We start from the raw sequence: 25581 nt of genomic DNA on the forward strand, positions 1-25581 counted from the left end.
GAGGAGCTTTCATGCTAACCCAGGAACAGGATCAGCAACTGGTTGAACGGGTACAGCGCGGAGACAAGCGGGCTTTCGATCTGCTGGTACTGAAATACCAGCACAAGATACTGGGATTGATCGTGCGGTTCGTGCACGACGCCCAGGAAGCCCAGGACGTAGCGCAGGAAGCCTTCATCAAGGCATACCGCGCGCTCGGCAATTTCCGCGGCGATAGTGCTTTTTATACCTGGCTGTATCGGATCGCCATCAACACCGCGAAGAACCATCTGGTCGCTCGCGGGCGTCGGCCACCGGACAGCGATGTGACCGCAGAGGATGCGGAGTTCTTCGAGGGCGACCACGCCCTGAAGGACATCGAATCGCCGGAACGGGCGATGTTGCGGGATGAGATCGAGGCCACGGTGCACCAGACCATCCAGCAGTTGCCCGAGGATTTGCGCACGGCCCTGACCCTGCGCGAGTTCGAAGGTTTGAGTTACGAAGATATCGCCACCGTGATGCAGTGTCCGGTGGGGACGGTGCGGTCGCGGATCTTCCGCGCTCGTGAAGCAATCGACAAAGCTCTGCAGCCTTTGTTGCGAGAAGCCTGACACAGCGGCAAATGCCAAGAGAGGTATCGCTATGAGTCGTGAAGCCCTGCAGGAAACTCTGTCCGCTGTGATGGATAACGAAGCGGATGAACTCGAGTTGCGGCGGGTGCTCGCAGCTTGCGGCGAGGATGCCGAGCTGCGTTCCACCTGGTCGCGCTACCAGTTGGCGCGGTCCGTCATGCACCGCGAGCCTACCCTGCCGAAGCTGGATATCGCTGCGGCGGTCTCGGCTGCCCTGGCCGACGAGGCCGCTCCGCCGAAAGCGGAGAAGGGGCCGTGGCGGATGGTCGGTCGCCTGGCGGTCGCTGCCTCGGTGACCCTGGCGGTGCTGGCCGGCGTGCGTCTGTACAACCAGAACGACGCCCTGCCGCAGATGGCGCAACAGGGGACCACCCCGCAGATCGCCCTGCCGCAGGTGAAAGGCCCGGCCGTGCTGGCCGGCTACAGCGAAGAGCAGGGGGCGCCGCAGGTGATCACCAACTCCTCGTCCAGCGATACCCGCTGGCATGAGCAGCGTCTGCCGATCTACCTGCGTCAGCACGTGCAACAATCCGCCGTCAGTGGTACAGAGAGCGCGCTGCCCTACGCTCGGGCAGCCAGCCTGGAAAACCGCTGAGGAGAGACATGCGCACCACCTCCCTGTTGCTTTTGCTTGGCAGCCTGATGGCGGTTCCCGCCACTCAGGCTGCCGACGCTTCCGACTGGCTGAATCGTCTCGCCGAGGCCGATCGCCAGAACAGTTTCCAAGGCACCTTCGTCTACGAGCGCAATGGCAGCTTCTCCACCCATGAGATCTGGCATCGCGTGGAGAGCGATGGCGCGGTTCGCGAGCGCCTGCTCCAGCTCGACGGCGCGCGCCAGGAAGTGGTTCGGGTCGATGGGCGCACCCAGTGCATCAGCGGCGGCCTTGCCGACCAACTGGCCGATGCCCAGCTGTGGCCGGTGCGCAAGTTCGATCCTTCCCAACTGGCTTCCTGGTACGACCTGCGCCTGGTCGGCGAATCCCGTGTCGCCGGCCGCCCGGCAGTGGTCCTCGCGGTGACCCCGCGCGACCAGCATCGCTACGGCTTCGAGCTGCACCTGGACCGCGACACCGGCCTGCCGTTGAAATCGCTGCTGCTGAACGAGAAGGGGCAGTTGCTCGAGCGCTTCCAGTTCACCCAGTTGAATACCGGCGCGGCACCTGCCGAAGACCAGTTGCAGGCGGGCGCCGAATGCCAGGTCGTCGGCCCGGCCAAGGCCGACGGCGAGAAGGCCGTGGCCTGGCGCTCGGAGTGGCTGCCGCCAGGTTTCACCCTGACCCGCAGTTTCATGCGTCGCAGTCCGGTCACCCCCGATCCGGTCGCCTGCCTGACCTATGGCGATGGCCTGGCACGATTCTCGGTGTTCATCGAGCCGCTGCACGGTGCCATGGTTGGCGACGCGCGCAGCCAGCTCGGCCCGACCGTGGTGGTTTCCAAGCGCCTGCAGACCGATGACGGCGGCCAGATGGTGACCGTCGTCGGCGAAGTGCCGCTGGGCACCGCCGAGCGGGTGGCGCTGTCCATCCGGCCCGAGGCCGCCGCCCAGAAATGATCGAGGAGCAGGGGCGAGTGGTGGCGACCGAGCCGGGAGCGGTATGGGTCGAGACCGTGCGCCGCAGTACCTGCTCGTCCTGCTCGGCCAATGCCGGTTGCGGCCAGGGGCTGATGCAGCGTCTGGGCGTCGGCGCGGGGCGTGCCCGGGTGCGCGCGTTGAGCGACCTGAGCCTGCGGGTCGGCGATGCGGTCGTCCTAGGAATTCATGAAGACCTGTTGTTGCGCGCCTCCGTCCTCTTCTATCTTTTCCCTCTGCTCGGGTTTTTCGTGGCAGCATTGCTGGCGACCCGGGCGGGCCTTGTCGAACCTCTGATCATCGTGTCCGGGCTGGCGGGTTTGCTGGCGGCCTGGCTATTGGTGCGTCGGCATGCTCGTCGTCATGCCGATGATCCAGCCTCGCAGCCGGTGGTTCTGCGAGCGCTGATTTCCGGGCCGTCCGATTCGGCCTGAGTCTTTCTCTTCCCTCGAACATCACGGGAGCTGTAGTCGATGCATACCCTAAAACGCTGTATGGCTGCGATGGTGGCCTTGCTGGCCTTGAGCCTGGCGATGACGGCCCGGGCAGAACTGCCGGACTTCACGCCTTTGGTCGAACAGGCGTCGCCGGCGGTGGTGAATATCAGTACGCGGCAGAAGCTGCCGGATCGCGCCATGGCGCGCGGGCAGCTGTCGATCCCCGACCTCGAAGGGCTGCCGCCGATGTTCCGCGACTTCCTCGAGCGCAGCATCCCGCAGGTTCCGCGTAATCCGCGCGGCCAGCAGCGCGAGGCGCAATCGCTGGGTTCCGGCTTCATCATCTCCAACGACGGCTACATCCTCACCAACAATCACGTCGTGGCCGATGCCGACGAGATCCTGGTGCGCCTGTCCGACCGTAGCGAGCACAAGGCCAAGTTGATCGGCGCGGACCCGCGCAGCGACGTGGCGGTGCTGAAGATCGAGGCGAAGAACCTGCCGACCCTGAAACTGGGCGATTCGAACAAGCTGAAAGTGGGCGAATGGGTCCTGGCCATCGGTTCGCCGTTCGGCTTCGATCACTCGGTCACCGCCGGTATCGTCAGTGCCAAGGGGCGTAGCCTGCCGAACGAGAGCTACGTACCCTTCATCCAGACCGACGTGGCGATCAACCCGGGTAACTCCGGCGGTCCGCTGCTGAACCTGGAGGGCGAAGTGGTCGGCATCAACTCGCAGATCTTCACCCGTTCCGGCGGCTTCATGGGCCTGTCCTTCGCCATTCCGATCGATGTCGCGCTGAACGTCGCCGACCAGTTGAAGAAAGCCGGCAAGGTCAGCCGCGGCTGGCTGGGTGTGGTGATCCAGGAAGTGAACAAGGATCTCGCCGAGTCCTTCGGCCTCGACAAGCCGTCCGGCGCGCTGGTGGCGCAGTTGGTGGAAGACGGTCCGGCGGCCAAGGGCGGCCTGCAGGTGGGCGATGTGATCCTCAGCCTGAACGGCCAGTCGATCAACGAGTCCGCCGACCTGCCGCACCTGGTGGGCAACATGAAGCCGGGCGACAAGATCAACCTTGACGTGATTCGCAACGGCCAGCGCAAGTCCTTGAGCATGGCGGTAGGCAGCCTTCCGGACGACGACGAGGAAATCGCCTCGATGGGCGCTCCGGGCGCCGAGCGCAGCAGCAACCGCCTGGGCGTGACCGTCGCCGACCTGACCGCCGAGCAGCGCAAGAGCCTGGATATCCAGGGCGGCGTGGTGATCAAGGAAGTCCAGGACGGTCCGGCCGCGGTCATCGGCCTGCGTCCGGGCGATGTCATCACCCACCTGGACAACAAGGCGGTGACCTCGACCAAGGTCTTCGCCGACGTGGCCAAGGCCCTGCCGAAGAACCGTTCGGTTTCGATGCGGGTATTGCGCCAGGGGCGCGCCAGCTTCATCACCTTCAAGCTGGCCGAATAAGCCGGCTGGCGAAAAAAGGGCGGTTTCCACCGCCCTTTTTCATGCCCGTCAATCCGTTACCTGCGTGACGCCTTGCCCGAGCATCAGGTAAACTCCCCGGCTATTTTTCGGCGGATTGCCGCCCTTGCCCTTTTCGAGTGTGTTGAGCCGTGAGCGACCTGAGCCATATCCGCAATTTCTCCATCATTGCCCATATCGACCATGGCAAGTCGACGCTGGCCGATCGCTTCATCCAGATGTGCGGCGGCCTCTCCGATCGCGAAATGGAGGCCCAGGTCCTGGACTCCATGGACCTGGAGCGCGAGCGCGGGATCACCATCAAGGCCCACAGCGTGACCCTGCACTACAAGGCGCAGGACGGTAAGACCTACCAGCTCAACTTCATCGATACCCCCGGCCACGTCGACTTCACCTACGAAGTCAGCCGCTCGCTGGCCGCCTGCGAGGGCGCGCTGCTGGTAGTGGACGCCGGCCAGGGCGTCGAGGCGCAGTCCGTCGCCAACTGCTACACCGCCATCGAGCAGGGGCTGGAAGTGATGCCCGTGCTGAACAAGATGGACCTGCCCCAGGCCGAGCCGGAGCGGGTGAAAGAGGAAATCGAGAGCATCATCGGCATCGACGCCACCGACGCCGTGGCCTGCAGCGCCAAGAGCGGGATGGGCGTGCTGGAGGTGCTGGAGCGCCTGGTGACCGCCATCCCCGCCCCGGAAGGCGAGATCGAGGCGCCGCTGCAGGCGCTGATCATCGACTCCTGGTTCGACAACTACCTCGGCGTGGTCTCGCTGGTACGGGTGAAGAACGGCCGGGTGAAGAAGGGCGACAAGATCCTGGTGAAGTCCACCGGCAAGGTCCACCAGGTGGACAGCGTCGGGGTATTCACTCCGAAGCACACCGAGACCGTCGACCTGAAGGCGGGCGAGGTGGGCTTCATCATCGCCGGTATCAAGGATATCCACGGCGCGCCGGTGGGCGATACGCTGACCCTGAACAACACGCCGGACGTCGAGGTCCTGCCGGGCTTCAAGCGGGTCAAGCCGCAGGTCTACGCGGGCCTGTTCCCGGTCAGTTCGGACGATTTCGAGGACTTCCGCGACGCCCTGCAGAAGCTGACCCTCAACGACTCGTCGCTGCAATACGAGCCGGAAAGCTCCGAAGCCCTGGGCTTCGGCTTCCGTTGCGGCTTCCTCGGCATGCTGCACATGGAGATCATCCAGGAGCGCCTGGAGCGCGAATACGACCTGGACCTGATCACCACCGCGCCCACGGTGGTCTTCGAGATCGTGCAGAAGAACGGCGAGATCATCTACGTCGATAACCCGTCCAAGCTCCCGGACCTGGCGTCCATCCAGGAAATGCGCGAACCGATCTGCCGCGCCACCATCCTGGTGCCCAAGGACCACCTGGGCAACGTGATCACCCTGTGCATCGAGAAGCGCGGCGTGCAGCGCGACATGCACTTCCTCAGCGGCCAGGTGCAGGTGGTCTACGACCTGCCGATGAACGAGGTGGTGCTCGACTTCTTCGATCGCCTCAAGTCCACCAGCCGCGGCTATGCTTCCCTGGACTACAGCTTCGATCGTTTCGAGCCGTCCAACCTGGTTCGTCTCGACGTGCTGATCAATGGCGAGAAGGTCGACGCCCTCGCCCTGATCGTCCACCGCGACAACGCCCCCTACAAGGGCCGCCAGCTGGTGGAGAAAATGAAGGAACTGATCCCGCGGCAGATGTTCGACGTGGCGATCCAGGCAGCCATCGGTGGGCAGATCATCGCCCGCTCGACGGTCAAGGCGCTCAGGAAGAACGTGCTGGCCAAGTGTTACGGTGGCGACGTGAGCCGTAAACGCAAGCTGCTGGAGAAGCAGAAGGCTGGTAAGAAAAGGATGAAGCAGGTCGGTAGCGTGGAAATTCCCCAGGAAGCCTTCCTCGCCGTGCTCAAAGTGGATAGCTAGAACCCATGACACTCAATTTCCCGTTGTTGCTGGTCATCGCCGTGGCTGTATGCGGCGCCCTGGCCCTGGTCGACCTGGTGCTGTTCGCGCCGCGTCGGCGGGCCGCGATCTCTTCCTACGAAGGGCAGGTGAACGAGCCCGATCCGGCGGTGCTCGAGAAGCTCAACAAGGAACCGCTGCTGGTGGAGTACGGCAAGTCGTTCTTCCCGGTGCTGTTCATCGTGCTGGTGCTGCGTTCCTTCCTGGTCGAACCGTTCCAGATTCCCTCGGGGTCGATGAAACCTACCCTTGAGGTCGGCGATTTCATCCTGGTCAACAAGTTCGCCTACGGTATCCGCCTGCCGGTGCTGGACACCAAGGTGATCCCGATCGGTGATCCGCAGCGCGGCGATGTCATGGTGTTCCGCTATCCCAGTGAACCGAACATCAACTACATCAAGCGCGTGGTCGGCCTGCCCGGCGACACCGTGCGCTACACCAGGGAAAAGCGCCTGTACGTCAACGGCGAGCTGGTGGCGGAGAAACTGGTCGGCGAGGAACCGGGTACCCTGGGCAGCGTGACCCTGTACCAGGAGAAGCTGGGCCAGGCCGAGCACCTGATCCGCAAGGAAATGAGCCGCTATCGCATCGAGCCCGACCGCCAGTGGACCATTCCCGCCGGCCACTACTTCATGATGGGCGACAACCGCGACAACTCCAACGACAGCCGCTACTGGAACGATCCGAAGATCCCCAAGGATCTGCTGGGCATGGTTCCGGACCGCAATATCGTCGGCAAGGCCTTCGCCGTGTGGATGAGCTGGCCCGATCCGAAGATGAGCAACCTGCCGAACTTCTCCCGGGTCGGCGTGATTCACTGACCTGTGCGCAGGTTCGCCACGCGGAAGGGCGCTCCTGCTGAATAATCGCGAAGCGGGGCTGCTCCCGAGGGCAGCCCCGCTTTCACTTCCGCGAACGCCGCCGCAGGGCCCTGCCCGATGGCGTTACCGCTCGCTGGACGGAATAACTACACTGACATGAGGTCCGACATGAGGTTCGCGCGTTCGCAGAAGGGGATGTCCCTGCTGGGGTGGCTGGTGGTGCTGGGCGTGGTGGCGTTCTTCGCCAGCGCCGCATTCAAGATCATCCCGCACTACATGGATTACTACTCGCTGGAGAAGGTGATCACTTCCGTGGAGACCGACAAGGCGGCCGAGGTGCGTTCCGTGCCGGAGTTCTACAGCTACGTCGGCAAGGGGATGCAGATCAACGGCATCCGCAACCTGGACCTGGAGAAGGCCCTGGAGGTGCAACTGGAAGACAACCAATTCCGGGCGCACCTGAAATATGAAAAACGCGAGCCACTGATCAGCAACATCGACCTGGTGGTCCACTTCGACAAAGAATTCCGTGTACGCATGCCGTGAGTAATTCGCTGGACCGACTCGAGCGCAAGCTCGGCTATACCTTCAAAGACCGGGACCTGATGGTCCTGGCCCTGACCCATCGCAGCTACGCCGGGCGCAACAACGAGCGCCTGGAGTTCCTCGGTGACGCCATTCTCAACTTCGTCATCGGCGAGGCGCTGTTCCACCACTTCCCGCAGGCTCGCGAAGGCCAGCTTTCGCGCCTGCGCGCGCGACTGGTCAAGGGCGAGACCCTGGCCCTGTTGGCGCGCGGCTTCGAGGTGGGCGACTACCTGCGGCTGGGCTCGGGCGAGCTGAAGAGCGGCGGGTTCCGCCGCGAGTCGATCCTCGCCGATGCGATGGAAGCCCTGATCGGCGCCATCTACCTGGATACCGGCATGGACTCCGCGCGCGAGCGGATCATCGCCTGGCTCGGACCGCAACTGCGCGAGCTGACCCCGGTGGACACCAACAAGGACCCCAAGACCCGCCTGCAGGAGTTCCTGCAGTCGCGTGGCTGCGACCTGCCGCGCTACGAGGTGGTGGATATCCAGGGCGAACCCCATTGCCGGACCTTCTTCGTCGATTGCGAAGTGGCCCTGCTGAGCGACAAGACCCACGGGCACGGCGGCAGCCGCCGCATCGCCGAGCAGGTGGCCGCGGCCGCCGCGCTGGTGGCCCTGGGCGTGGAGAATGGCCATGACTGACATGCACGACGACATCCCCGCCGGCAGCCGTTGCGGCTACGTGGCGATCGTGGGGCGCCCCAATGTGGGCAAGTCCACCCTGCTCAACCACATCCTCGGGCAGAAGCTGGCGATCACCTCGCGCAAGCCGCAGACCACCCGTCACAACATGCTCGGGATCAAGACCGAGGGCGAGGTGCAGGCCGTCTACGTCGATACGCCCGGCCTGCACAAGAGCGGCGAGAAGGCCCTCAACCGCTACATGAACCGTACCGCCAGCGCGGCATTGAAGGATGTCGACGTGGTGATCTTCGTGGTCGACCGCACCCGCTGGACCGAAGAGGACCAGATGGTCCTGGAGCGCGTGCAGTACGTCAGTTGCCCGGTGCTGATCGCGGTGAACAAGACCGACCGCATAGAGGAGAAGGCCGACCTGCTGCCGCACCTCGAATGGCTCACCCAGCAGTTGCCGAAGGCCGAGGTAGTACCGATCTCGGCGCAGCACGGGACCAACCTGGACGTGCTGGAGAAGCTGGTCGCCGAGCGTCTGCCGGAAAGCGAGCACTTCTTCCCCGAAGACCAGATCACCGACCGCAGCAGCCGCTTCCTGGCCGCCGAGCTGGTCCGCGAGAAGATCATGCGCCAGCTCGGCGCCGAGCTGCCCTACCAGATCACCGTGGAGATCGAGGAGTTCAAGCAGGAAGGTCGCATCCTGCATATCCATGCGCTGATCCTGGTGGAGCGCGAGGGGCAGAAGAAGATCATCATCGGCGACAAGGGCGAGCGGATCAAAAGCATCGGCCAGAACGCGCGCAAGGACATGGAAGTGCTGTTCGACTCCAAGGTCATGCTCAACCTCTGGGTCAAGGTCAAGGGCGGCTGGTCCGACGACGAGCGTGCCCTGCGCTCGCTGGGCTACGGCGACCTCTGACCGTTCCCGGCAGCCCGGCGCCAGCCGGGCGCCATTCCTCTCGCGCCCGGTCGACCCGCCATGTCCTTCGCCGCCGCCCAAGCCACCTACGTGCTGCATAGCCGGCCGTACAAGGAAACCAGCGCCCTGGTGGACTTCTTCACCCCGTTGGGTCGCCTGCGCGCGGTCCTGCGCGGCGCCCGCGGCAAGGCTGGCGCCCTGGCGCGGCCATTCGTGCCGCTGGAAGCGGAGTGGCGCGGGCGCGGCGAACTGAAGACCGTGGCCCGCCTGGAAAGCGCCGGTATTCCCAACCTGCTCAATGGCCAGGCGCTGTTCAGCGGTCTCTATCTCAACGAGCTGTTGATCCGCCTGTTGCCGGCGGAAGACCCGCAGCCGGAAATCTTCGCCCACTACGCCGCGACCCTGCCGCTGCTGGCGGCGGGGCGACCCATCGAACCGCTGCTGCGCGCGTTCGAATGGCGCCTGCTGGAGCAACTGGGCTATGGTTTCGCTCTCGATGTCGACATCGATGGGCGCCCGATCGAGCCGCAGGCGTTGTACCAGCTTTTGCCAGAGGCCGGCCTGGAGCCGGTGGCGCAGCTGCAACCCGGGCTGTTCCAGGGCTCCGAACTGTTATCCATGGCCGACGCCGACTGGAGCGCCCCCGGCGCCCTGGCGGCGGCCAAGCGCCTGATGCGCCAGGCGCTCGCTCCCCATCTGGGCGGCCGGCCGCTGGTCAGCCGCGAGCTGTTCATGAACCGTAAGGAGTCACCCCGTGACTGAAGCCACTCGAATTCTGCTCGGCGTGAACATCGATCACGTCGCCACCCTGCGCCAGGCCCGGGGCACCCGCTATCCGGACCCGGTGAAGGCCGCCCTGGACGCCGAGGAAGCCGGCGCCGACGGTATCACCGTGCACCTGCGCGAGGACCGCCGGCATATCCAGGAACGCGACGTGCGGGTGCTCAAGGAAGTGCTGCAGACGCGGATGAACTTCGAGATGGGGGGCACCGAGGAAATGCTCGCCTTCGCCGAGGAGATCCGGCCGGCGCATAGCTGCCTGGTCCCCGAGCGCCGCGAGGAACTGACCACCGAGGGCGGCCTCGACGTCGCTGGCCAGGAACAGCGCATCCGCGACGCGGTGCGACGCCTGGCTGCGGTGGGCAGCGAAGTGTCGCTGTTCATCGATCCCGATCCGCGGCAGATCGAGGCCTCCGCCCGGGTCGGCGCGCCGGCTATCGAACTGCATACCGGTCGCTACGCCGACGCCGAAGACCCCGAGGAGCAGGCCCGTGAGCTGCAGCGGGTACGCGAGGGCGTGGCCCTCGGGCGTTCCCTCGGCCTGATCGTCAACGCCGGGCATGGCCTGCACTACCACAATGTCGAGCCGGTCGCGGCCATCGACGGCATCAACGAGCTGAACATCGGCCACGCCATCGTCGCCCACGCCCTGTTCGTCGGCTTCAGGCAGGCGGTGGCCGAGATGAAAGCGCTGATGCTGGCCGCGGCGACCAAGCGCTGAGGCAATCGCGCCCCGCTTCCCGTCGACCTGCGGGGCGGATGAAGCCATGAAAAAAAGCCCATCCGAGGATGGGCTTTTCCCTATTCGCTGTCAGGGCTTGCGCGCCACCAGCGTGGCGCGCATCGGTGCCGGCAGGCCTTCGACGGTTCGCGAACGGTCCTGCGGATCGAGGAATTCCGGCAGCGACTGGAAACGCATCCATTCGGTGGAGCGTTGTTCCTCGACGCTGGTCAGGCTGACGTCGACGCAGCGCGCGTCGGCGAACCCGGCGCGGCGCAGCCAGAGCTCCAGGGCTGCCACCGAGGGCAGGAACCAGACGTTGCGCATCTGCGCGTAGCGGTCCTCGGGCACCAGCACGGTGCTGGCGTCGCCTTCCACCACCAGGGTCTCCAGGACCAGTTCGCCGCCGCGCTTCAGGCAGTCCTTGAGCGCCAGCAGGTGGTCGATGGGCGAGCGACGGTGATAGAGCACGCCCATGGAGAATACCGTGTCGAAGCCTTCGAGCTTCTCCGGCAGGTCTTCCAGGGCCAGCGGCAGGTGCCAGGCCGGCAGCTCCGGCAGGTAGCGCTTGGCGGCGAGGAACTGGCAGAGGAACAGCCAGTTCGGATCGACCCCGACCACGCTTTCCGCGCCGGCGCCGAGCATGCGCCACTGGTAGTAGCCGTTGCCGCAGCCGACGTCGAGGACGCGTTTGCCACGCAGTTCGACATGTGGCGAGACACGCTCCCATTTCCAGTCGGAACGCCATTCGGTATCGACCTGTACGCCGAAGAAGTCGAACGGCCCCTTGCGCCAGGGAATCAGCCCTTGCAGCGCTTCCTTCACCTGCGCTTGCAGCGCCGCATCGTGGTCGCTGTGCAGGGCGAAGCGCTGGGCCAGTTCGACCTTCGGCGCGGGCACCTGGGGCAGGCGCTGGACCGCGCTCCACCAACGGGCCAGGTCGCCGTGGCCTTCCTCGATGCGCGCGGCGATCTGCGCGGGCAGGCTGGTCGCCCAGCCGTACAGCGGCGAGCCGGCGAGGTGTCGCTGGAGGGCGTCGAGGGCGAGGTGCTGGATCATGGCAGGGCGATCATCGAGGCGAAGTTGAGACACTGGAACCATTGGCTGACCCGGCTGAAGCCGGCGGCCAGGAGCCGTTCACGGTGTTCCTCGAAGGTGTCGGGGAGCATGACGTTTTCCAGCGCGCTGCGCTTCTGCGCGATCTCCAGCTCGCTGTAGCCGTTGGCACGCTTGAAGGCGATGTGCAGGTCGGTGAGCAGCGCGTGCTCCTGCGCATCGGCGAAGCGCAGTTTCTCCGAGAGGATCAGCGCGCCGCCGGGCAGCAGTGCCTGGCGGATCCTGCGCAGCAGGCCGAGGCGCTGGTCGGGGGCGACGAACTGCAGGGTGAAGTTCATCGCCACCAGCGAGGTGGGTTGCAGGTCCAGGGCGAGAATGTCGGCCTCGATCAGCTCGACCGGCAGCAGCTCCTGGTACATGGCGTCCTGGGCATGCAGGTATTCACTGCAGCGCTCGATCATCGCGTGCGAGTTGTCCACACCGATCACCCGGCAGCCGTCGTTGCGGACGTGGCGGCGCAGCGACTGGGTGACCGCGCCGAGCGAGCAGCCGAGGTCGTAGAGCACGCTGTTCGGCTGGGCGAACTGCGCGCCGAGTACGCCGATGTTCTCGACGATGGTGGGGTAGCCCGGCACGGAGCGCTTGATCATGTCGGGGAACACGCGCACCACGTCTTCGTTGAACACGAAGTCGGCGACACGTTGCTGGGGTTGGGCGAACAGGCGATCGGGCTCGCTCACGCGGGTGACCTCGGGCATCACGGCTTTTCAGGGGGCCGAATTGTAGCCGAGGGACGAGCGTCGCCCAACTGCGCGGCGACGATTCACCCATGCGCGCAGGCGAATCACCTGAGCTTGTCGGAGAAGTACTCTCCCGCGCCCTGCAGCGGACCCAGCGGGTTCTTCTTGTCTTCCAGGCGATGGATGTTCGGTTCGCCGTTGCTGACCTTGTGCACCAGCACGTCGTTGACGAAGACGAACACTGCCTTGAACGACCAGCCCTGCAACTCCCGTTTCTTGCGGAAGTTGAACACGTCCGCCCAGAAGCTGCCGACCCGCTGGGTGTCGGTCTTGCTGAAATCGAAGGCGTAGCCGATGCAGCGGTCCTTCGCTTCCAGGCATTGCACCAGGCCGCCCGGCAGGTAATCGATGGGGATGTTCGGCTGGATGAACATGAGCCGCACGTCGATGAACGACAGCATGCGGCCGTTGCCCTGGGTCAATGGATCGAAACCCAACCCGAACAGCTGCGAACGGGTCGTGCTGCCGGGTTGCGCCTGGGAATAGCGCAGTTCGGCATCGAGGTAGTCGACGAAGGGGGATTGGACTTCCGCTCGTTCGCTGGGCAGCAGGCTGCCGCAGGAGGAAACGAAGACAGTGGATGCCCAGAGCAGTGAGTAACGAAGAGCGGTGCCCATGACGCGCCTCCTTTCGGTGCCGTCGTAGATTGAGTAATAGACGACGCCAAAAAGGCCTGCCGGAATTTATTCAATCGGCTGAAAGCAGCGTGGTTGCTGGTCTGGCGGCGGATTTCCGGCGGCCCGGAAAGTCATTCGAAAGAAAGCCTATAGCGCTCGCCGAGGACCTTCAGGGTGCCTTCGCGACGCAGTTGGCGCAGCCCTTCGTCGAGTTCCGCGAGACGCGCGTCGACCTCCGGCAGGTGCGGACTGAGGCCGACGTGCAGCGGCTGCCGCCCGGGCAGTTCGCCAGCGCGGCGGACCTGTCCGGCGAGCTGCGGATGATGCTCCAGGTAGTGCTCGATGATGTCGCGGTCTTCCAATAGCACGTCGATGCGGCCGAGCAGCAGTTTCTGCAGGTTGCGCGGCAGCACGCGCTCGCCGCCGAGGACCTGCAGGTGCAGGTCGTCGTCGCCGGCCTGGCTGCGCCAGGCTTCGAAGCGCGGATTGTTCACGTAGCCCTGGGCGAGGCCCAGGCGCTGGCCGAGCAGGGAAGCATCGCCGGAGTAGTGCCAGTCGCTGTCGTGGCGGGTGTAGAAGGCCAGCCCGACCCAGCCGATGGGCTCGCTGCCGACCCGCAGGCCGTCGAGTCCATAGGCGCCGACCAGGCCGTCACGATGGCCGTCGCGGACCATCTGCACGGCGCGCGGCCAGGGCAGGCTGTCGAAGTGCGGTGGCTCCCGAAGGACCTGGCTGAGCGCCTCGACCAGGTAGCCGGGCCGCTGCGGCGTGCCAGGGCACAGGTAGGGGCAGCCGTCGTCGCCTGCGAAGCGCAATGGTTCGGCCAGCGAGGGCAGAGGAGCGGCGCAGGACAGGGCGAGCAGGACGAAGGAGGCGCGGAGCATGGAGTCCTCGGGGCGACGGGGCCTGTCAGGATAGGCCAGGTCGCCACGGCGCAGGACGTCGGTCTTCGTACAGAATGTGTCCGCTGCGGGCAGCGGTTTCAGCGCACCTGGATCGCGCAGGAAAAGCTTTCCGCCGGTTCCGCGTCCTTTTCCCAGGGCCGCCGGTAGACCAGTTCCAGGCGGTCGTCGCCGCTGGCGGCGACGCGGAAGCGCCAGGTCGATTCGCCGCCGCTGCCAACCAGGCCGCTGTCTTCTTCGGAATTGCTATAGACCTCCGGGCCAAGGCGCTTGAGCACACTGGCGGCGGGGTTGCGCAGTTCCCAGCGGAAGCCGGTGGTGGGATTGCTCGGCAGGGTCAGCACCAGTTCCTGGCCTTGCGTCAGCTTCAGCGGCGAACAGTCGTCGGCGTCGTCCAGGGTGACCACCGGCTTCTGTTGCCCGGCGCAGCCGGCCAGGACCACGATGGACAATGGCAGCAGCAGACGGGAGGGGGAAAAGGACATGCAGCGCTCCTCGGCTCGAATGGAAAGGGCGCCAGCATAAACCCTGCCGGCGCCCGAGCGCCAAGGTTGGCACGGCGGATGGCCGAACCGGTCGGCCATCCGCCGCCGGCTCAGGCCGGGAACAGCACCTTGGCCACGTCGCCGTAGCGCTTGGCGAAATGCACGGTCAGCCCTTCCTTGAGATAGTCGGGCAACTCTTCGAAGTGGCCGCGGTTGGCTTCCGGCAGGATCAGCTCGAAGATCTTCTGCCGGCGCGCGGCGATCACCTTCTCGCGGACCCCGCCGATGGGCAGGACCTGGCCGGTCAGGGTCAGTTCGCCGGTCATCGCCACGCCTTTCTTCGGCACCTGGTTGCGCGCCAGGGAGAGCAGGGCGCTGGCCATGGTGACGCCGGCGCTGGGGCCATCCTTGGGCGTGGCGCCTTCCGGCACGTGCAGGTGGACGAAGGCCTGGTCGAAGAAGGTCGGGTCGCCGCCATACTTCTTCAGGTGCGAGCCGATGTAGCTATAGGCGATCTCGGCGGATTCCTTCATCACGTCGCCGAGCTGGCCGGTGAGCTTGAAGCCACGGTTCAGCGTGTGGATGCGGGTCGCCTCGATCGGCAGGGTGGCGCCGCCCATGCTGGTCCAGGCCAGCCCGGTGATCACGCCGATCCCGGAAAGCACCTGCTCGCTGCGGAACACCGGCATGCCGAGGTAGTCCTCGAGGTCCCTGGGACCGATCTTCACCTTCGACTCGGGATCCTCCAGCAGCTTGACCACCGACTTGCGCACCAGCTTGCCGAGCTGTTTCTCCAACTGGCGCACCCCGGCTTCCCGCGCATAGCCCTCGATCACCGCACGCAGCGCGGCATCGCTGATGCTCAGGCGGCCCTTGGGCACGCCGGCCTTTTCCAACTGCTTGGGCCACAGGTGACGCTTGGCGATGGCCAGTTTTTCCTCGGAGATGTAGCCGGACAGGCGGATCACTTCCATCCGGTCGAGGAGCGGTCCGGGGATCGAGTCGAGGGTGTTGGCGGTGCAGACGAACAGCACCTTGGACAGGTCCAGGCGCAGGTCCAGGTAGTGGTCGAGGAATTCGACGTTCTGCTCCGGGTCGAGGGTTTCCAGCAGCGCCGAGGCCGGGTCGCCCTGGTAGCTGGCGCCGAGCTTGTCGATTTCGTCGAGCATGATCACCGGGTTCATCACCTCGACTTCCTTCAACGCCTGCACCAGCTTGCCGGGCAGGGCGCCGATGTAGGTGCGGCGGTGGCCCTTGATCTCCGCCTCGTCGCGCATGCCGCCGACGCTGAAACGGTAGAACGGCCGGCCGAGGCTCTCGGCGATGGATTTGCCGATGCTGGTCTTGCCCACCCCCGGCGGGCCGACCAGGAGCACGATGGAACCGGCGATCTCGCCCTTGAAACTACCCACGGCGAGGAATTCGAGGATGCGATCCTTGATGTCGTCGAGGCCCGCGTGATGCTTGTCGAGGACCTTGCGCGCATGCTTGAGGTCGAGCTTGTCCTTGCCGTACACGCCCCAGGGCAGGGCTGTGGCCCAGTCCAGGTAGTTGCGGGTGACGGCGTACTCGGGCGAGCCGCTCTCGAGGATCGACAGCTTGTTCAGCTCTTCGTCGATACGCTTGCGCGCCTGCTCGGGCAGCACCTTGCCTTCCAGGCGGGCGCGGAATTCGTCGGCGTCGGCGCTCTTGTCGTCCTTGGTGATGCCCAGCTCCTGCTGGATGATCTTCAACTGTTCCTTGAGGAAGAATTCGCGCTGGTGTTCGCCGATCTTGCGGTTGACCTCGGCGGACAGCTCCTTCTGCAGGCGCGCGACTTCCACCTCCTTGCGCAGCAGCGGCAAGACCTTCTCCATCCGCTTGAGGATCGGCACGGTGTCCAGCACTTCCTGCAGTTCGCCGCCGGGCGCGGTGGTCAGGGCCGCGGCGAAGTCGGTGAGTGGCGACGGGTCGTTGGGACTGAAGCGGTTCAGGTAGTTCTTCAGTTCCTCGCTGTACAGCGGGTTGAGCGGCAGCAGCTCCTTGATCGCGTTGATCAGGGCCATGCCGTAGGCCTTCACTTCGTCACTGGGATCGATCGGGGTCTTCGGATAGTCCACCTCCACCATGAACGGCGGACGATGGCGCTTGATCCAGCCCCGGATACGCACCCGCGACAGGCCCTGGGCGACGAACTGCAGCTTGCCGCCCTCGCGCGAGGCATGGTGCACCCGGACCAGCGTGCCGTGCTCGGGCAGGCTGTTGACGTCGAAGTGGCGCGGGTCTTCCGGAGGATTGTCCATGAAGAACAGGGCCAGCGAATGGTGGTCGGTCTTGGCCACCAGTTCGAGGGTTTCCGCCCAGGGTTCTTCGTTGACGATCACCGGCAGCACCTGCGCCGGGAAGAACGGGCGATTGTGGATCGGGATCACGTAGAGGGTGGTCGGCAGGGTCTGGCCGGGCAGCACCAGGCCGGTGCCGGCGGGCTGCGCGTCGCTGATGTGTTCGGGATTAACGTCCTGGTCGCTCATGAGGCACCTGACTGACTGAAACATGAGAGTCTAGATGGGGCCCCGGGGGCGGGTTTCAATCCCTGTCCGTTCAAGGATGTTGCCGAAGGTTTCCACGCAGTACGCGGTACGCGGGTACCACTTGCGGCAAGGTGCTGGGCAGCGTCGGGCAAGTCGAGTAGAGTGCGCAAAAATTGAGCAGTTGCCGTTCATGTTCGACACCCGCCTCATCCGTCTGCCCGACCAGTCGCACACCCACGCCCACGAGCATCACCAACTGGTGATGTCGCTGGCCGGGCGCGCCGAATTCGAGGTCAACGGCTGTGGCGGGGAAGTCTGCCGGATGCGCGCCTGCCTGGTGCCGGGCGAGGCGGGCCACGTGTTCGCCGGGGTGGGCGACAACCGCATGCTGATCATCGACCTGGGCGAGGACAACCCGACCCCGGAAGACCCCGACCTGCTCGCGCGCCTGTTCGAGGCGCCGCGCTACCCGACCCTGGACGCCGACTTCCAGAACCTGCTCAGCTACGCCGGCGCCGAACTGGCCCGCTACGGCAGCGACCCGTTGCTGACCCGTGCCCTCGGCGGAGTGCTGATCCGCGCCCTGCACCTGCGCCTGTTCGGCGAGCAGCAGCCCCTGGCGGCCAGCGGGCCGCTCGACCTGGAGCGCCTGGACGCGCATATCGTGCGGAACCTGGCGCGACGCATCACGGTCGCCGAACTGGCCCAGGTCGCCTGTCTCAGCCCGAGCCATTTCCATGCGCAGTTCAAGGACAGCGTCGGCCTGACCCCACACCAGTACCTGCTCAAGGTCCGCCTCGACTGCGCCGCGCGGTTGCTGAGGGAAAGCCGCCTGCCCCTGGTGCGGATCGCCGAGGAATGCGGCTTCTCCAGCCAGAGCGCGCTGACCACGGCGATGCGCCGCTACCTGGGGCTGACGCCGAAGTCGCTGCGCAAGGGCTGAGCGCCGTCCGCCACCTTCGGCGGATAACCGCAGGCGGTTATTCGCCCTACCGGCAGGAGTCCATATACGGATAACGGCGCGGACGTCATCCGCCGAGCGAATTCGTCCCGCACGGCCTGTCTCAGAACGCCACCTTCACCCCCGCCTCGATGCCGCGTCCCGCCGCCGGCACCCGGTCGCGCAGGATCGAACTGGCGTAGCGCACGGTCTGGTTGGTCAGGTTGGTGCCCTTGACGAAGGCCAGCCAGCGGCTCTCGCCGAGGTCGAAGTTGTAGCCGAGGCTGGCGCCGAGGGTGGTGTAGCCGTCGGTGGAGAGTTCTTCCTCCGGCACGCGGTGCTGCGAGGCGGCGTGTTCGACGTCGACCCGCGCCTGCCACTGCTGCAACTCCCAGATCAGCGCGGTGTTCAGGCGCAGCGGGGCGATGCGTGGCAGCGGTTCGCCGGTGTCCTTGTTCTTGGCGCGGGTGTAGTCCCCGGAGAGTTCCAGGTCGAAGTTGCCGTACGGGCTTTCCAGCAGGTGGATGCGGTCCTGCGCCTCGACGCCGTAGAAGTCCGCGCGAACGCCGCTGTAGAGGTATTCCGGCAGCGCCTCGTCATCGCTGGCGGCGACCACTTCGCCTTCCTCGTTGCGATGGCGACCGCTGGCGAGCAGGCCGATGTAGTTGGAGAAGCGGCTGTAGAACACCCCAACGCTGCCCTTGTGCACGCCGTTGTCGAAGCGCAGGGCGAGGTCGGTGGAGACCGCCTTTTCCTTGTCCGCGTCGGCATCGCCTACCTCGTAGGTGCCGGTGGCGGCGTGCGGACCGTTGGCGTACAGCTCGTAGAAGGTCGGTGCGCGCTCGGTGTAGCTGAGGGTGGCGGCCAGCGACCAGATCGGCGTCAGCTTGTACACCGCGCCGGTGGACAGGCTGCCGGTGGTGAAGCTCTGTGAACCGTCGTTCTCGGCGAAGCGCTCGTTGCCCTTGGCGTCGGGGTCCACGCGGGTGTGCTCCAGGCGGGCGCCGAAGCTGAGGTCGAGGCGGTCGCTGAGCTTCCATTCCTCCAGGGCGAACAGCGCGGCGCTGTCGGTTTCCGTGTGCGGCACGAAGGCTTCCTCGCCGAGGGCGGAGAAGCGGCTGTTGGCGAACTGCGCGCCGACCACCCCGTTCAGCGGGCCGAGCGGGCGGTGGCGGGCCTCGATGCGGCCTTCGTAGCCTTCGTTCTTGAAGGTGGTGCCGGTCTCGCCGTCCTCGATTTCCTTGTGCTCGTACTTGGTATAGGCGGCGTCCAGCTTCAGCGAGGTGAACGGGCCTTCGAGGTCGCGGATCTCGGAGGCGAAGGCGTAGCGGTCCTGCTGCATCTTCAGGCGCACGTCGTCCTCGGCCGGCGAGCCATAGTTGCTGTCGTAGCCGCTGTAGGAGAGGCCGGCGTAACCGTGCTCCCAGTGATAGGAGCCACCGACGGCGCCGCCGTCCTGGCGGCCGTCGCTGTTCTGCACCCGATGCTTGCCGGTGTCGCCGTCGATCTGCCGCTGGCGGCTGGAATGGGCGTAGCCGGGAATCCTGACGTCGTTGAACTCGCGGCTGGCGGCGTCTACGTGCAGGGCGAAGTTGCCGTCGCCGGCCTCCAGTGCGCCGGAGCGGCTACGGGTGGTGTCGGCGCCGCCGTAGCGCAGTTCGCCGCTGCCGTGGATGCCGTCGACGGGTTCGCTGGGGATGCGGTTGTCGAAGCTGTTCACCACCCCGCCGATGGCATTGCCGCCGTAGAGCAGGGCGGCCGGGCCGCGTACCACTTCCAGGCGCTCGACGCTGTTGGGGTCTTCCGGCACCGCGTGGTCGTAGGACAGCGACGAGGCGTCGAGCGCGCCGACGCCGTTGCGCAGCAGGCGGATGCGGTCGCCGTCCATGCCGCGGATCACCGGTCGGCTGGCGCCCGGTCCGAAGTAGGTGGAGGACACCCCGGGCAGGCCGTTGAGGGTTTCGCCGAGGCTGCCTTTCTGACGCAGGGTCAGCTCGTCGCCTTCGAGCACGCTGCTGGGCGTGGCGGGAGATTCGTTGCCCAGCGGGTTGGCGGTGATCACCTGGGAGGGCAATTCGCTGGGGCGGCCGTCGGCGCCGAGCGTTTCCCCCGAAACGATCAGGCAGGCCAGCGCCAGTGGCGTGAGAGGCCAGAGCGGACGGGAAGGGAAAAGGCCGGAAGAGGACATTGCGGGCTCCATGGTCATGGGTCGGACTTTTTTCAGGCCAAAGCGAACCCAGGCCCTTCCCGGAGGAGGGGCGACGGGGTCGGGTCGGCGTATTTATTGGGATGTTATATTATTTCTTTTTGTGTCGATAGACCCGCGTAGCCACTCTGCATGGCGTCGTGCCGACGAGCAGCGGCAATGTCCGCATGCCTGCCGGCGAAGAGGAACGGGAAAGTTCCGCGGCCAGGAGTTTTCCGCAAAAACTCCAGAGTCTTTCGCAAGAATCGCCCCTCTCGCAGCCACTACATTCCGCTATCCGCTGGTGCCTCGCGCCGGCGGAATGGGCCTGACCCATACTGATCCGTATTCCCGCGCCACAGGACGTGCCGCGCCGCCGGCACAACCCGTCGGCGGCGGTGCCCCGGGCAATGGACGCCTGGCCGGACTTCTTTCAATAACAATGGCTCCACAAGAGGAGGGCGTGATGTTCAAAGCCAGTCACGTCTTGCAGGGCGAGGACCAGACCCGGTCCGCAGCCGAATTCTTCCCTGTCATCAGCGCCAACTACGCGGTCGACGAGGAAGCCTACCTGGGCGAACTGCTGCAGCTCGCCGACCCCGGTCCCGACGGCATCGAGGCTATCCGCCGCAACGCCCGCGCACTGATCGAAACCGTGCGCAGCCGGGACAACGCCGTCGATACCCTCGACGCACTCCTGCGCCAATACAGCCTGGACACCCAGGAAGGCCTGATGCTGATGTGTCTGGCCGAGGCGCTGTTGCGTGTGCCTGACGCGGCGACCGCCGACGCGCTGATCCGCGACAAGCTGTCCGCCGCCGACTGGCAGCGCCATCTCGGCCAGAGCGACAACGTTCTGGTCAATTTCGCCGCCTGGGGCCTGGTGATGACCGGCAAGGTGGTGAACATCGACGAACGCACCGACGGCCGCGCCCCGAGCGTCATCAGCCGGCTGGTGCAGCGCTCCGGCGAACCGGTGATCCGCGCCGCGATGAATCAGGCGATGAAGCTGATGGGCAAGCAGTTCGTGCTTGGCCGGACCATCTCCGAAGCGCTGAAGAACGGTCGTCCATGCCGCGAGCAGGGCTACACCTATTCCTTCGACATGCTCGGCGAGGCCGCGCTGACCGCCGCCGACGCCGAGAAATACATGGCCGACTACCGCCAGGCCATCGACACCGTCGGCGCCGAGCCGCAGGTCGGTCCGGGGCCGCGGCCGTCGATCTCGATCAAGCTCTCGGCGCTGCATCCGCGCTACGAAGTGGCGCAGCGCGAGCGGGTGCTCAGCGAGCTGTTCGCCAACGTCCTGGAACTGGCGGTGCGCGCGCGCAAGCTGAACGTCGGCATCACCATCGACGCCGAGGAAGCCGATCGCCTGGAGCTGTCCCTCGAACTCTACGAGAAGCTGATGCGCGACCCGGCCATCGCCGGCTGGGGCGAGTTCGGCCTGGTCATCCAGGCCTACTCCAAGCGCTGCCTGCCGGTGCTGGTATGGCTGACCCTGCTCGGCCGCGAGCTTGGCGCACGCATCCCGCTGCGCCTGGTGAAGGGTGCCTACTGGGACAGCGAGATCAAGCAGTGCCAGGTGCAGGGCGCCGATGGCTACCCCGTCTACACCCGCAAGGAAGGCACCGACACTTCCTACCTGGCCTGCGCCCGCTACCTGCTCAGCGAGCACACCCGCGGGGTGATCTACCCGCAGTTCGCCAGCCACAACGCCCACACCGTGACCGCCATCCTCGCCCTGGCCGACGAAGCCAGGGCCGCCGGCGGCGAGGAGCGCGACTTCGAGTTCCAGCGCCTGCACGGCATGGGCGACGCGCTGTACGACACGGTGATCGAGAAGTACCGCCGCAACGTGCGCATCTACGCCCCGGTCGGCGCGCACAAGGACCTGCTGCCGTACCTGGTCCGCCGCCTGCTGGAGAACGGCGCCAACTCTTCCTTCGTGCACAAGCTGGTGGACCCGCGCGTGCCGGTGGAGACGCTGATCCAGCACCCGGTTACCCAACTGCGCCAGTTCAAGACGCTGGCCAACGACCGTATCCCTCTGCCCCAGGCGATCTTCGGCGCCGGGCGGAAAAACTCCCAGGGCATCAACATGAACATCCAGAACCAGTGGAACGAGCTGGAGCTCGCCTACAAGCCGCACCTGACCCGCCAGTGGCAAGCCGCGCCGATCGTCAACGGCGAGAAACTTTCCGGCCCGGCCCACGAAGTGCGTTGCCCGTACGACCTGGAGAGGCTGGTCGGCAGCGTCCAGTACGCGTCCGCCGAGCAGGCCGGCAAGGCCCTCGACGTGTTGCAGGCGGCCTGGCCGCGCTGGAGCGCCACCCCGGTGGACGAGCGTGCCGGCATCCTCGAGCGTCTCGCCGACCTGCTGGAAGCCCAGCGCGGCGAGCTGATGGCGCTGTGCACCCTGGAAGCCGGCAAGTCGTTGCAGGACGGTATCGACGAGATCCGCGAGGCGGTCGACTTCTGCCGTTACTACGCCCAGCAGGCCCGCCAGCGCCTGGTCCGCGAGGAATTGCGCGGCCCGACCGGCGAGCGCAACGAACTGTTCTACGAAGGCCGCGGCATCTTCGCCTGCGTCAGCCCGTGGAACTTCCCGCTGGCGATCTTCCTCGGCCAGATCAGTGCCGCGTTGGTAGCCGGCAACACCGTGCTGGCCAAGCCGGCCGAGCAGACCAGCCTGATCGCCGCGCGCACCGTCGAACTGATGTTCGAAGCCGGCCTGCCGAAGGACGTTATCGCCCTGCTGCCGGGCGACGGCGCCACCCTCGGCGGCGTGTTCTGCCGTGACGCGCGGGTCGCCGGGGTGGCCTTCACCGGCTCCACCGACACCGCCCGCATCATCAACCGCCAACTGGCCGAGAAGCCCGGCGCCATCGCCACCCTGATCGCCGAGACCGGCGGGCAGAACGCGATGATCGTCGATTCCACCGCTTTGCCGGAACAGGTGATCAAGGATGCGGTACAATCCGCGTTCACCAGCGCCGGCCAGCGCTGCTCCGCGCTGCGCGTGATGTACGTGCAGCAGGACATCGCCGAGCGGGTGATCGAGTTGCTCAAGGGCGCCATGGCCGAGCTGAAGGTCGGCCCGACCGACGTGCGCGTCAGCGACGTCGGCCCGGTGATCGATGCCGAGGCCAAGGCCGGCCTGGAGCAGCACATCGCCGCGCTGAAGGCCGCCGGCAAGCTGATCGCCGAGACCAAGGTGCCGGGCAACCTGAACGGTCACTTCGTCGCTCCCGTCGCGTTCGAGATCAGCGGCATCGACGAGCTGAAGAAAGAGAACTTCGGCCCGGTGCTGCACGTGGTGCGTTATGCCGCGCAGGACCTGGAAAAGGTCGTGCAGGCGATCAACGCCACCGGTTTCGGCCTGACCATGGGGGTCCATAGCCGCAACGAGGAAACCGCCCGCCGCATCGAAGAGCTGGCGCGGGTCGGCAACCTCTACATCAACCGCAACCAGATCGGCGCGGTGGTAGGCGTGCAACCGTTCGGCGGCCACGGGCTGTCCGGCACCGGTCCCAAGGCCGGCGGGCCGAACTACCTGCTGCGTTTCGTCAGCGAGCGCACCACGTCGGTGAACACCACCGCGGTGGGCGGCAACGCGTCGCTGCTGTCGCTGGCCGACGCCGAGTGATACTCCGTTCCCGGGCGCCTTGGCGCCCGGGTCGGTTTCCGGGGTTCGCCGTGGCGGACGCCGAGGGAAATGACCGCCGTTCCGGTGCGTGCCCGGAGCGGACCATAAAGGACGATTTTCCCTGCCCGACAGGGGAGGGATCGTGAGGCGTGGGCCTGTTCGGACTCGTTTGAGGCCACCCACGTTTCCGGCTTGCTCCGGCAAGCGCTCACGGAGTGACGCCACAAGCGCCATTCTGCCAACCAAGGGCCCGCTACCCGTTGCTTGCACACGCAAGGGCCCGGATAAAAACAAGCAATAGGGGAGTCCCTATGAGTGTCAATACGCCCACGCTGATCACCTTCGTGATCTACATCGCGGCCATGGTCCTGATCGGCCTGGCGGCATATCGCTCCACCAACAACTTCTCCGACTACATCCTCGGCGGCCGCAGCCTCGGCAGCTTCGTCACGGCGCTGTCCGCCGGCGCCTCCGACATGAGCGGCTGGCTGCTGATGGGCCTGCCCGGCGCGGTGTACCTGTCCGGCCTGTCCGAAAGCTGGATCGCCATCGGCCTGATCGTCGGCGCCTACCTCAACTGGCTGTTCGTCGCCGGCCGCCTGCGGGTGCAGACCGAGCACAACGGCAACGCGCTGACCCTGCCCGACTACTTCACCAACCGCTTCGAGGACAACAGCCGCCTGCTGCGGATCTTCTCGGCCCTGGTGATCCTGGTGTTCTTCACCATCTACTGCGCTTCCGGCATCGTCGCCGGTGCGCGCCTGTTCGAGAGCACCTTCGGCCTCTCCTACGAGACTGCGCTGTGGGCCGGCGCCGCGGCGACCATCGCCTACACCTTCATCGGCGGCTTCCTCGCGGTGAGCTGGACCGACACCGTGCAGGCCTCGCTGATGATCTTCGCGCTGATCCTCACCCCGGTGATCGTGATGCTCGCCACCGGCGGCGTCGAGCCGACCTTCACCGCCATCGAGCTGAAGGACGCGACCAGCTTCGACATGCTCAAGGGCGCCTCCTTCATCGGCGTGATCTCGCTGATGGCCTGGGGCCTGGGCTACTTCGGCCAGCCGCACATCCTGGCGCGCTTCATGGCCGCCGATTCGGTGAAATCGATCCCGGCCGCGCGCCGCATCTCCATGACCTGGATGATCCTCTGCCTCGGCGGCGCCGTGGCCGTGGGCTTCTTCGGCATCGCCTACTTCCAGGCGCATCCGGAGCAGGCCGGCGCGGTCAGCGACAACCCCGAGCGGGTGTTCATCGAGCTGGCCAAGATCCTGTTCAACCCGTGGGTCGCCGGCGTGCTGCTGTCCGCCATCCTCGCCGCGGTCATGAGCACCCTGAGCTGCCAGCTGCTGGTCTGCTCCTCGGCGCTCACCGAGGACTTCTACAAGGCCTTCCTGCGCAAGGGCGCCAGCCAGCTGGAACTGGTCTGGGTCGGTCGCGCCATGGTGCTGCTGGTGGCGGTGATCGCCATCTGGCTGGCCGCCAACCCGGAAAACCGTGTGCTCGGCCTGGTGTCCTATGCCTGGGCCGGCTTCGGCGCCGCCTTCGGCCCGCTGGTGCTGTTCTCCCTGCTGTGGAAGCGGATGACCCGCAACGGCGCGCTGGCCGGCATGATCGTCGGCGCGGCGACAGTGATCCTGTGGAAGAACCTGTTGGGCTGGACCGGCCTGTACGAGATCATCCCCGGCTTCCTCTTCGCCAGCGTCGCCATCGTCGTCTTCAGCCTGCTCGGCAAGGCGCCTTCGACGAGCATGCTCAAGCGCTTCGACGATGCGGAGCAGGAGTACCGCGAGGCGCACCAGGGTTCCGCCGCTCCGGTAACCCAGCGCTGATCGAGCCTGTGGGCGCGTGAAGCGCCCGCGCATGGAGACGGCCCGCCCCGCAAGGTGCGGGCCGTCGTT

The 25581-nt window shown here is 66.0% G+C and carries 22 protein-coding genes; 15 read left to right on the plus strand and 7 right to left on the minus strand.

From position 1 onward, the window contains the following. Positions 1-11 precede the first annotated feature (11 nt). The 12 genes from rpoE (at position 12) to pdxJ (ending at position 10536) form a co-directional block, all read left to right on the plus strand. A complete protein-coding gene (gene rpoE, locus VQ065_RS07745) occupies positions 12-593 on the plus strand; it encodes an RNA polymerase sigma factor RpoE (RefSeq protein ID WP_003085543.1) in 582 nt (193 codons plus the stop codon). Between the two features lie 31 nt (positions 594-624). Continuing rightward, positions 625-1209 carry an anti-sigma factor MucA gene (mucA, locus tag VQ065_RS07750; protein ID WP_003101958.1) on the plus strand — a complete coding sequence of 195 codons (585 nt, stop codon included), beginning with the start codon at positions 625-627 and terminating at the stop codon, positions 1207-1209. An 8-nt stretch (positions 1210-1217) separates the two neighbouring features. Then, a complete protein-coding gene (gene mucB / locus VQ065_RS07755; RefSeq protein WP_003085548.1) occupies positions 1218-2168 on the plus strand; it encodes a sigma factor AlgU regulator MucB in 951 nt (316 codons plus the stop codon). Next, entirely contained in the window at positions 2165-2620 is a 456-nt protein-coding gene (gene mucC, locus VQ065_RS07760; RefSeq protein WP_003110245.1) for an alginate biosynthesis regulator MucC, read from the plus strand. The genes mucB and mucC overlap by 4 nt, the downstream gene beginning before the upstream one ends. Before the next feature lie 39 nt (positions 2621-2659). Then, the gene (gene mucD, locus VQ065_RS07765; RefSeq protein WP_003085552.1) at positions 2660-4084 is read left to right on the plus strand and encodes a serine protease MucD; all 1425 of its coding nucleotides are present in this window, start codon (positions 2660-2662) and stop codon (positions 4082-4084) included. Between the two features lie 149 nt (positions 4085-4233). Beyond that, a complete protein-coding gene (gene lepA, locus VQ065_RS07770) occupies positions 4234-6033 on the plus strand; it encodes a translation elongation factor 4 (protein WP_003085555.1) in 1800 nt (599 codons plus the stop codon). Between the two features lie 5 nt (positions 6034-6038). Beyond that, positions 6039-6893 (plus strand): signal peptidase I, encoded by an 855-nt coding sequence (gene lepB, locus VQ065_RS07775; protein ID WP_003085558.1) that lies wholly within the window; start codon positions 6039-6041, stop codon positions 6891-6893. Between the two features lie 168 nt (positions 6894-7061). Then, positions 7062-7439 (plus strand): DUF4845 domain-containing protein, encoded by a 378-nt coding sequence (locus VQ065_RS07780; protein ID WP_003085562.1) that lies wholly within the window; start codon positions 7062-7064, stop codon positions 7437-7439. Further along, a complete protein-coding gene (gene rnc, locus VQ065_RS07785; protein WP_003085565.1) occupies positions 7436-8125 on the plus strand; it encodes a ribonuclease III in 690 nt (229 codons plus the stop codon). The genes VQ065_RS07780 and rnc overlap by 4 nt, the downstream gene beginning before the upstream one ends. Further along, complete coding sequence (gene era / locus VQ065_RS07790; protein ID WP_003085566.1) at positions 8118-9035, plus strand: GTPase Era; 918 nt, start codon at positions 8118-8120, stop codon at positions 9033-9035. Before rnc ends, era begins: the two co-directional genes overlap by 8 nt. A gap of 60 nt (positions 9036-9095) precedes the next feature. After that, positions 9096-9797: a DNA repair protein RecO gene (gene recO / locus VQ065_RS07795; protein WP_003085569.1), complete on the plus strand. Its 702-nt coding sequence runs from the start codon at positions 9096-9098 to the stop codon at positions 9795-9797. After that, a complete protein-coding gene (gene pdxJ, locus VQ065_RS07800) occupies positions 9790-10536 on the plus strand; it encodes a pyridoxine 5'-phosphate synthase (RefSeq protein ID WP_003085571.1) in 747 nt (248 codons plus the stop codon). Before recO ends, pdxJ begins: the two co-directional genes overlap by 8 nt. A gap of 90 nt (positions 10537-10626) precedes the next feature. Here the strand turns inward: pdxJ and cmoB are convergent, their stop codons facing one another. The 6 genes from cmoB to lon all read right to left on the minus strand — a co-directional run bounded on the left by cmoB (position 10627) and on the right by lon (position 16906). Then, the gene (gene cmoB / locus VQ065_RS07805; RefSeq protein WP_003085573.1) at positions 10627-11595 is read right to left on the minus strand and encodes a tRNA 5-methoxyuridine(34)/uridine 5-oxyacetic acid(34) synthase CmoB; all 969 of its coding nucleotides are present in this window, start codon (positions 11593-11595) and stop codon (positions 10627-10629) included. Next, on the minus strand, positions 11592-12332 hold the full coding sequence (gene cmoA, locus VQ065_RS07810) for a carboxy-S-adenosyl-L-methionine synthase CmoA (protein ID WP_073660185.1): 741 nt from the start codon (positions 12330-12332) through the stop codon (positions 11592-11594). Before cmoA ends, cmoB begins: the two co-directional genes overlap by 4 nt. A 104-nt stretch (positions 12333-12436) precedes the next feature. Then, a complete protein-coding gene (locus tag VQ065_RS07815; RefSeq protein ID WP_003085577.1) occupies positions 12437-13009 on the minus strand; it encodes a hypothetical protein in 573 nt (190 codons plus the stop codon). Positions 13010-13140: 131 nt separating this feature from the next. Further along, positions 13141-13893: a substrate-binding periplasmic protein gene (locus tag VQ065_RS07820; protein ID WP_003085579.1), complete on the minus strand. Its 753-nt coding sequence runs from the start codon at positions 13891-13893 to the stop codon at positions 13141-13143. Between the two features lie 98 nt (positions 13894-13991). Beyond that, a complete protein-coding gene (locus tag VQ065_RS07825; protein ID WP_003085581.1) occupies positions 13992-14396 on the minus strand; it encodes a protease inhibitor I42 family protein in 405 nt (134 codons plus the stop codon). Positions 14397-14506: 110 nt separating this feature from the next. Next, positions 14507-16906 carry an endopeptidase La gene (lon, locus tag VQ065_RS07830; protein WP_003085583.1) on the minus strand — a complete coding sequence of 800 codons (2400 nt, stop codon included), beginning with the start codon at positions 16904-16906 and terminating at the stop codon, positions 14507-14509. A 190-nt stretch (positions 16907-17096) separates the two neighbouring features. Here lon and VQ065_RS07835 point away from each other — a divergent pair, with 190 nt between their 5' ends. Beyond that, positions 17097-17849 carry an AraC family transcriptional regulator gene (locus VQ065_RS07835; RefSeq protein WP_003085585.1) on the plus strand — a complete coding sequence of 251 codons (753 nt, stop codon included), beginning with the start codon at positions 17097-17099 and terminating at the stop codon, positions 17847-17849. Between the two features lie 121 nt (positions 17850-17970). On the opposite strand, the gene VQ065_RS07840 is transcribed toward VQ065_RS07835, so the two are convergent. Further along, positions 17971-20034, minus strand: a complete 2064-nt coding sequence (locus VQ065_RS07840) for a TonB-dependent receptor (RefSeq protein WP_003085587.1) — start codon at positions 20032-20034, stop codon at positions 17971-17973. Between the two features lie 463 nt (positions 20035-20497). Between VQ065_RS07840 and putA the strand changes: the two genes are divergently transcribed. Both putA and putP read left to right on the plus strand, forming a co-directional pair. After that, positions 20498-23680, plus strand: coding sequence for a bifunctional proline dehydrogenase/L-glutamate gamma-semialdehyde dehydrogenase PutA (gene putA, locus VQ065_RS07845; RefSeq protein ID WP_003085590.1), 3183 nt, complete (start codon positions 20498-20500; stop codon positions 23678-23680). A gap of 311 nt (positions 23681-23991) precedes the next feature. After that, positions 23992-25512, plus strand: coding sequence for a sodium/proline symporter PutP (gene putP, locus VQ065_RS07850; protein ID WP_003085592.1), 1521 nt, complete (start codon positions 23992-23994; stop codon positions 25510-25512). Positions 25513-25581 lie beyond the last annotated feature (69 nt).

The sequence above is a fragment of the Pseudomonas sp. KBN10P06128 genome (assembly GCF_037574945.1).
Classification (GTDB): Bacteria; Pseudomonadota; Gammaproteobacteria; order Pseudomonadales; family Pseudomonadaceae; genus Pseudomonas; species Pseudomonas aeruginosa.

Coding starts and splice junctions, on each gene's coding strand:
- rpoE (WP_003085543.1), top strand. CDS start 12: ATGCTAACCCAGGAACAGGATCAGCAACTGGTTGAACGGGTACAGCGC.
- mucA (WP_003101958.1), top strand. CDS start 625: ATGAGTCGTGAAGCCCTGCAGGAAACTCTGTCCGCTGTGATGGATAAC.
- mucB (WP_003085548.1), top strand. CDS start 1,218: ATGCGCACCACCTCCCTGTTGCTTTTGCTTGGCAGCCTGATGGCGGTT.
- mucC (WP_003110245.1), top strand. CDS start 2,165: ATGATCGAGGAGCAGGGGCGAGTGGTGGCGACCGAGCCGGGAGCGGTA.
- mucD (WP_003085552.1), top strand. CDS start 2,660: ATGCATACCCTAAAACGCTGTATGGCTGCGATGGTGGCCTTGCTGGCC.
- lepB (WP_003085558.1), top strand. CDS start 6,039: ATGACACTCAATTTCCCGTTGTTGCTGGTCATCGCCGTGGCTGTATGC.
- VQ065_RS07780 (WP_003085562.1), top strand. CDS start 7,062: ATGAGGTTCGCGCGTTCGCAGAAGGGGATGTCCCTGCTGGGGTGGCTG.
- era (WP_003085566.1), top strand. CDS start 8,118: ATGACTGACATGCACGACGACATCCCCGCCGGCAGCCGTTGCGGCTAC.
- recO (WP_003085569.1), top strand. CDS start 9,096: ATGTCCTTCGCCGCCGCCCAAGCCACCTACGTGCTGCATAGCCGGCCG.
- cmoB (WP_003085573.1), bottom strand. CDS start 11,595: ATGATCCAGCACCTCGCCCTCGACGCCCTCCAGCGACACCTCGCCGGC.
- VQ065_RS07815 (WP_003085577.1), bottom strand. CDS start 13,009: ATGGGCACCGCTCTTCGTTACTCACTGCTCTGGGCATCCACTGTCTTC.
- VQ065_RS07820 (WP_003085579.1), bottom strand. CDS start 13,893: ATGCTCCGCGCCTCCTTCGTCCTGCTCGCCCTGTCCTGCGCCGCTCCT.
- VQ065_RS07825 (WP_003085581.1), bottom strand. CDS start 14,396: ATGTCCTTTTCCCCCTCCCGTCTGCTGCTGCCATTGTCCATCGTGGTC.
- lon (WP_003085583.1), bottom strand. CDS start 16,906: ATGAGCGACCAGGACGTTAATCCCGAACACATCAGCGACGCGCAGCCC.
- VQ065_RS07835 (WP_003085585.1), top strand. CDS start 17,097: ATGTTCGACACCCGCCTCATCCGTCTGCCCGACCAGTCGCACACCCAC.
- VQ065_RS07840 (WP_003085587.1), bottom strand. CDS start 20,034: ATGTCCTCTTCCGGCCTTTTCCCTTCCCGTCCGCTCTGGCCTCTCACG.
- putA (WP_003085590.1), top strand. CDS start 20,498: ATGTTCAAAGCCAGTCACGTCTTGCAGGGCGAGGACCAGACCCGGTCC.
- putP (WP_003085592.1), top strand. CDS start 23,992: ATGAGTGTCAATACGCCCACGCTGATCACCTTCGTGATCTACATCGCG.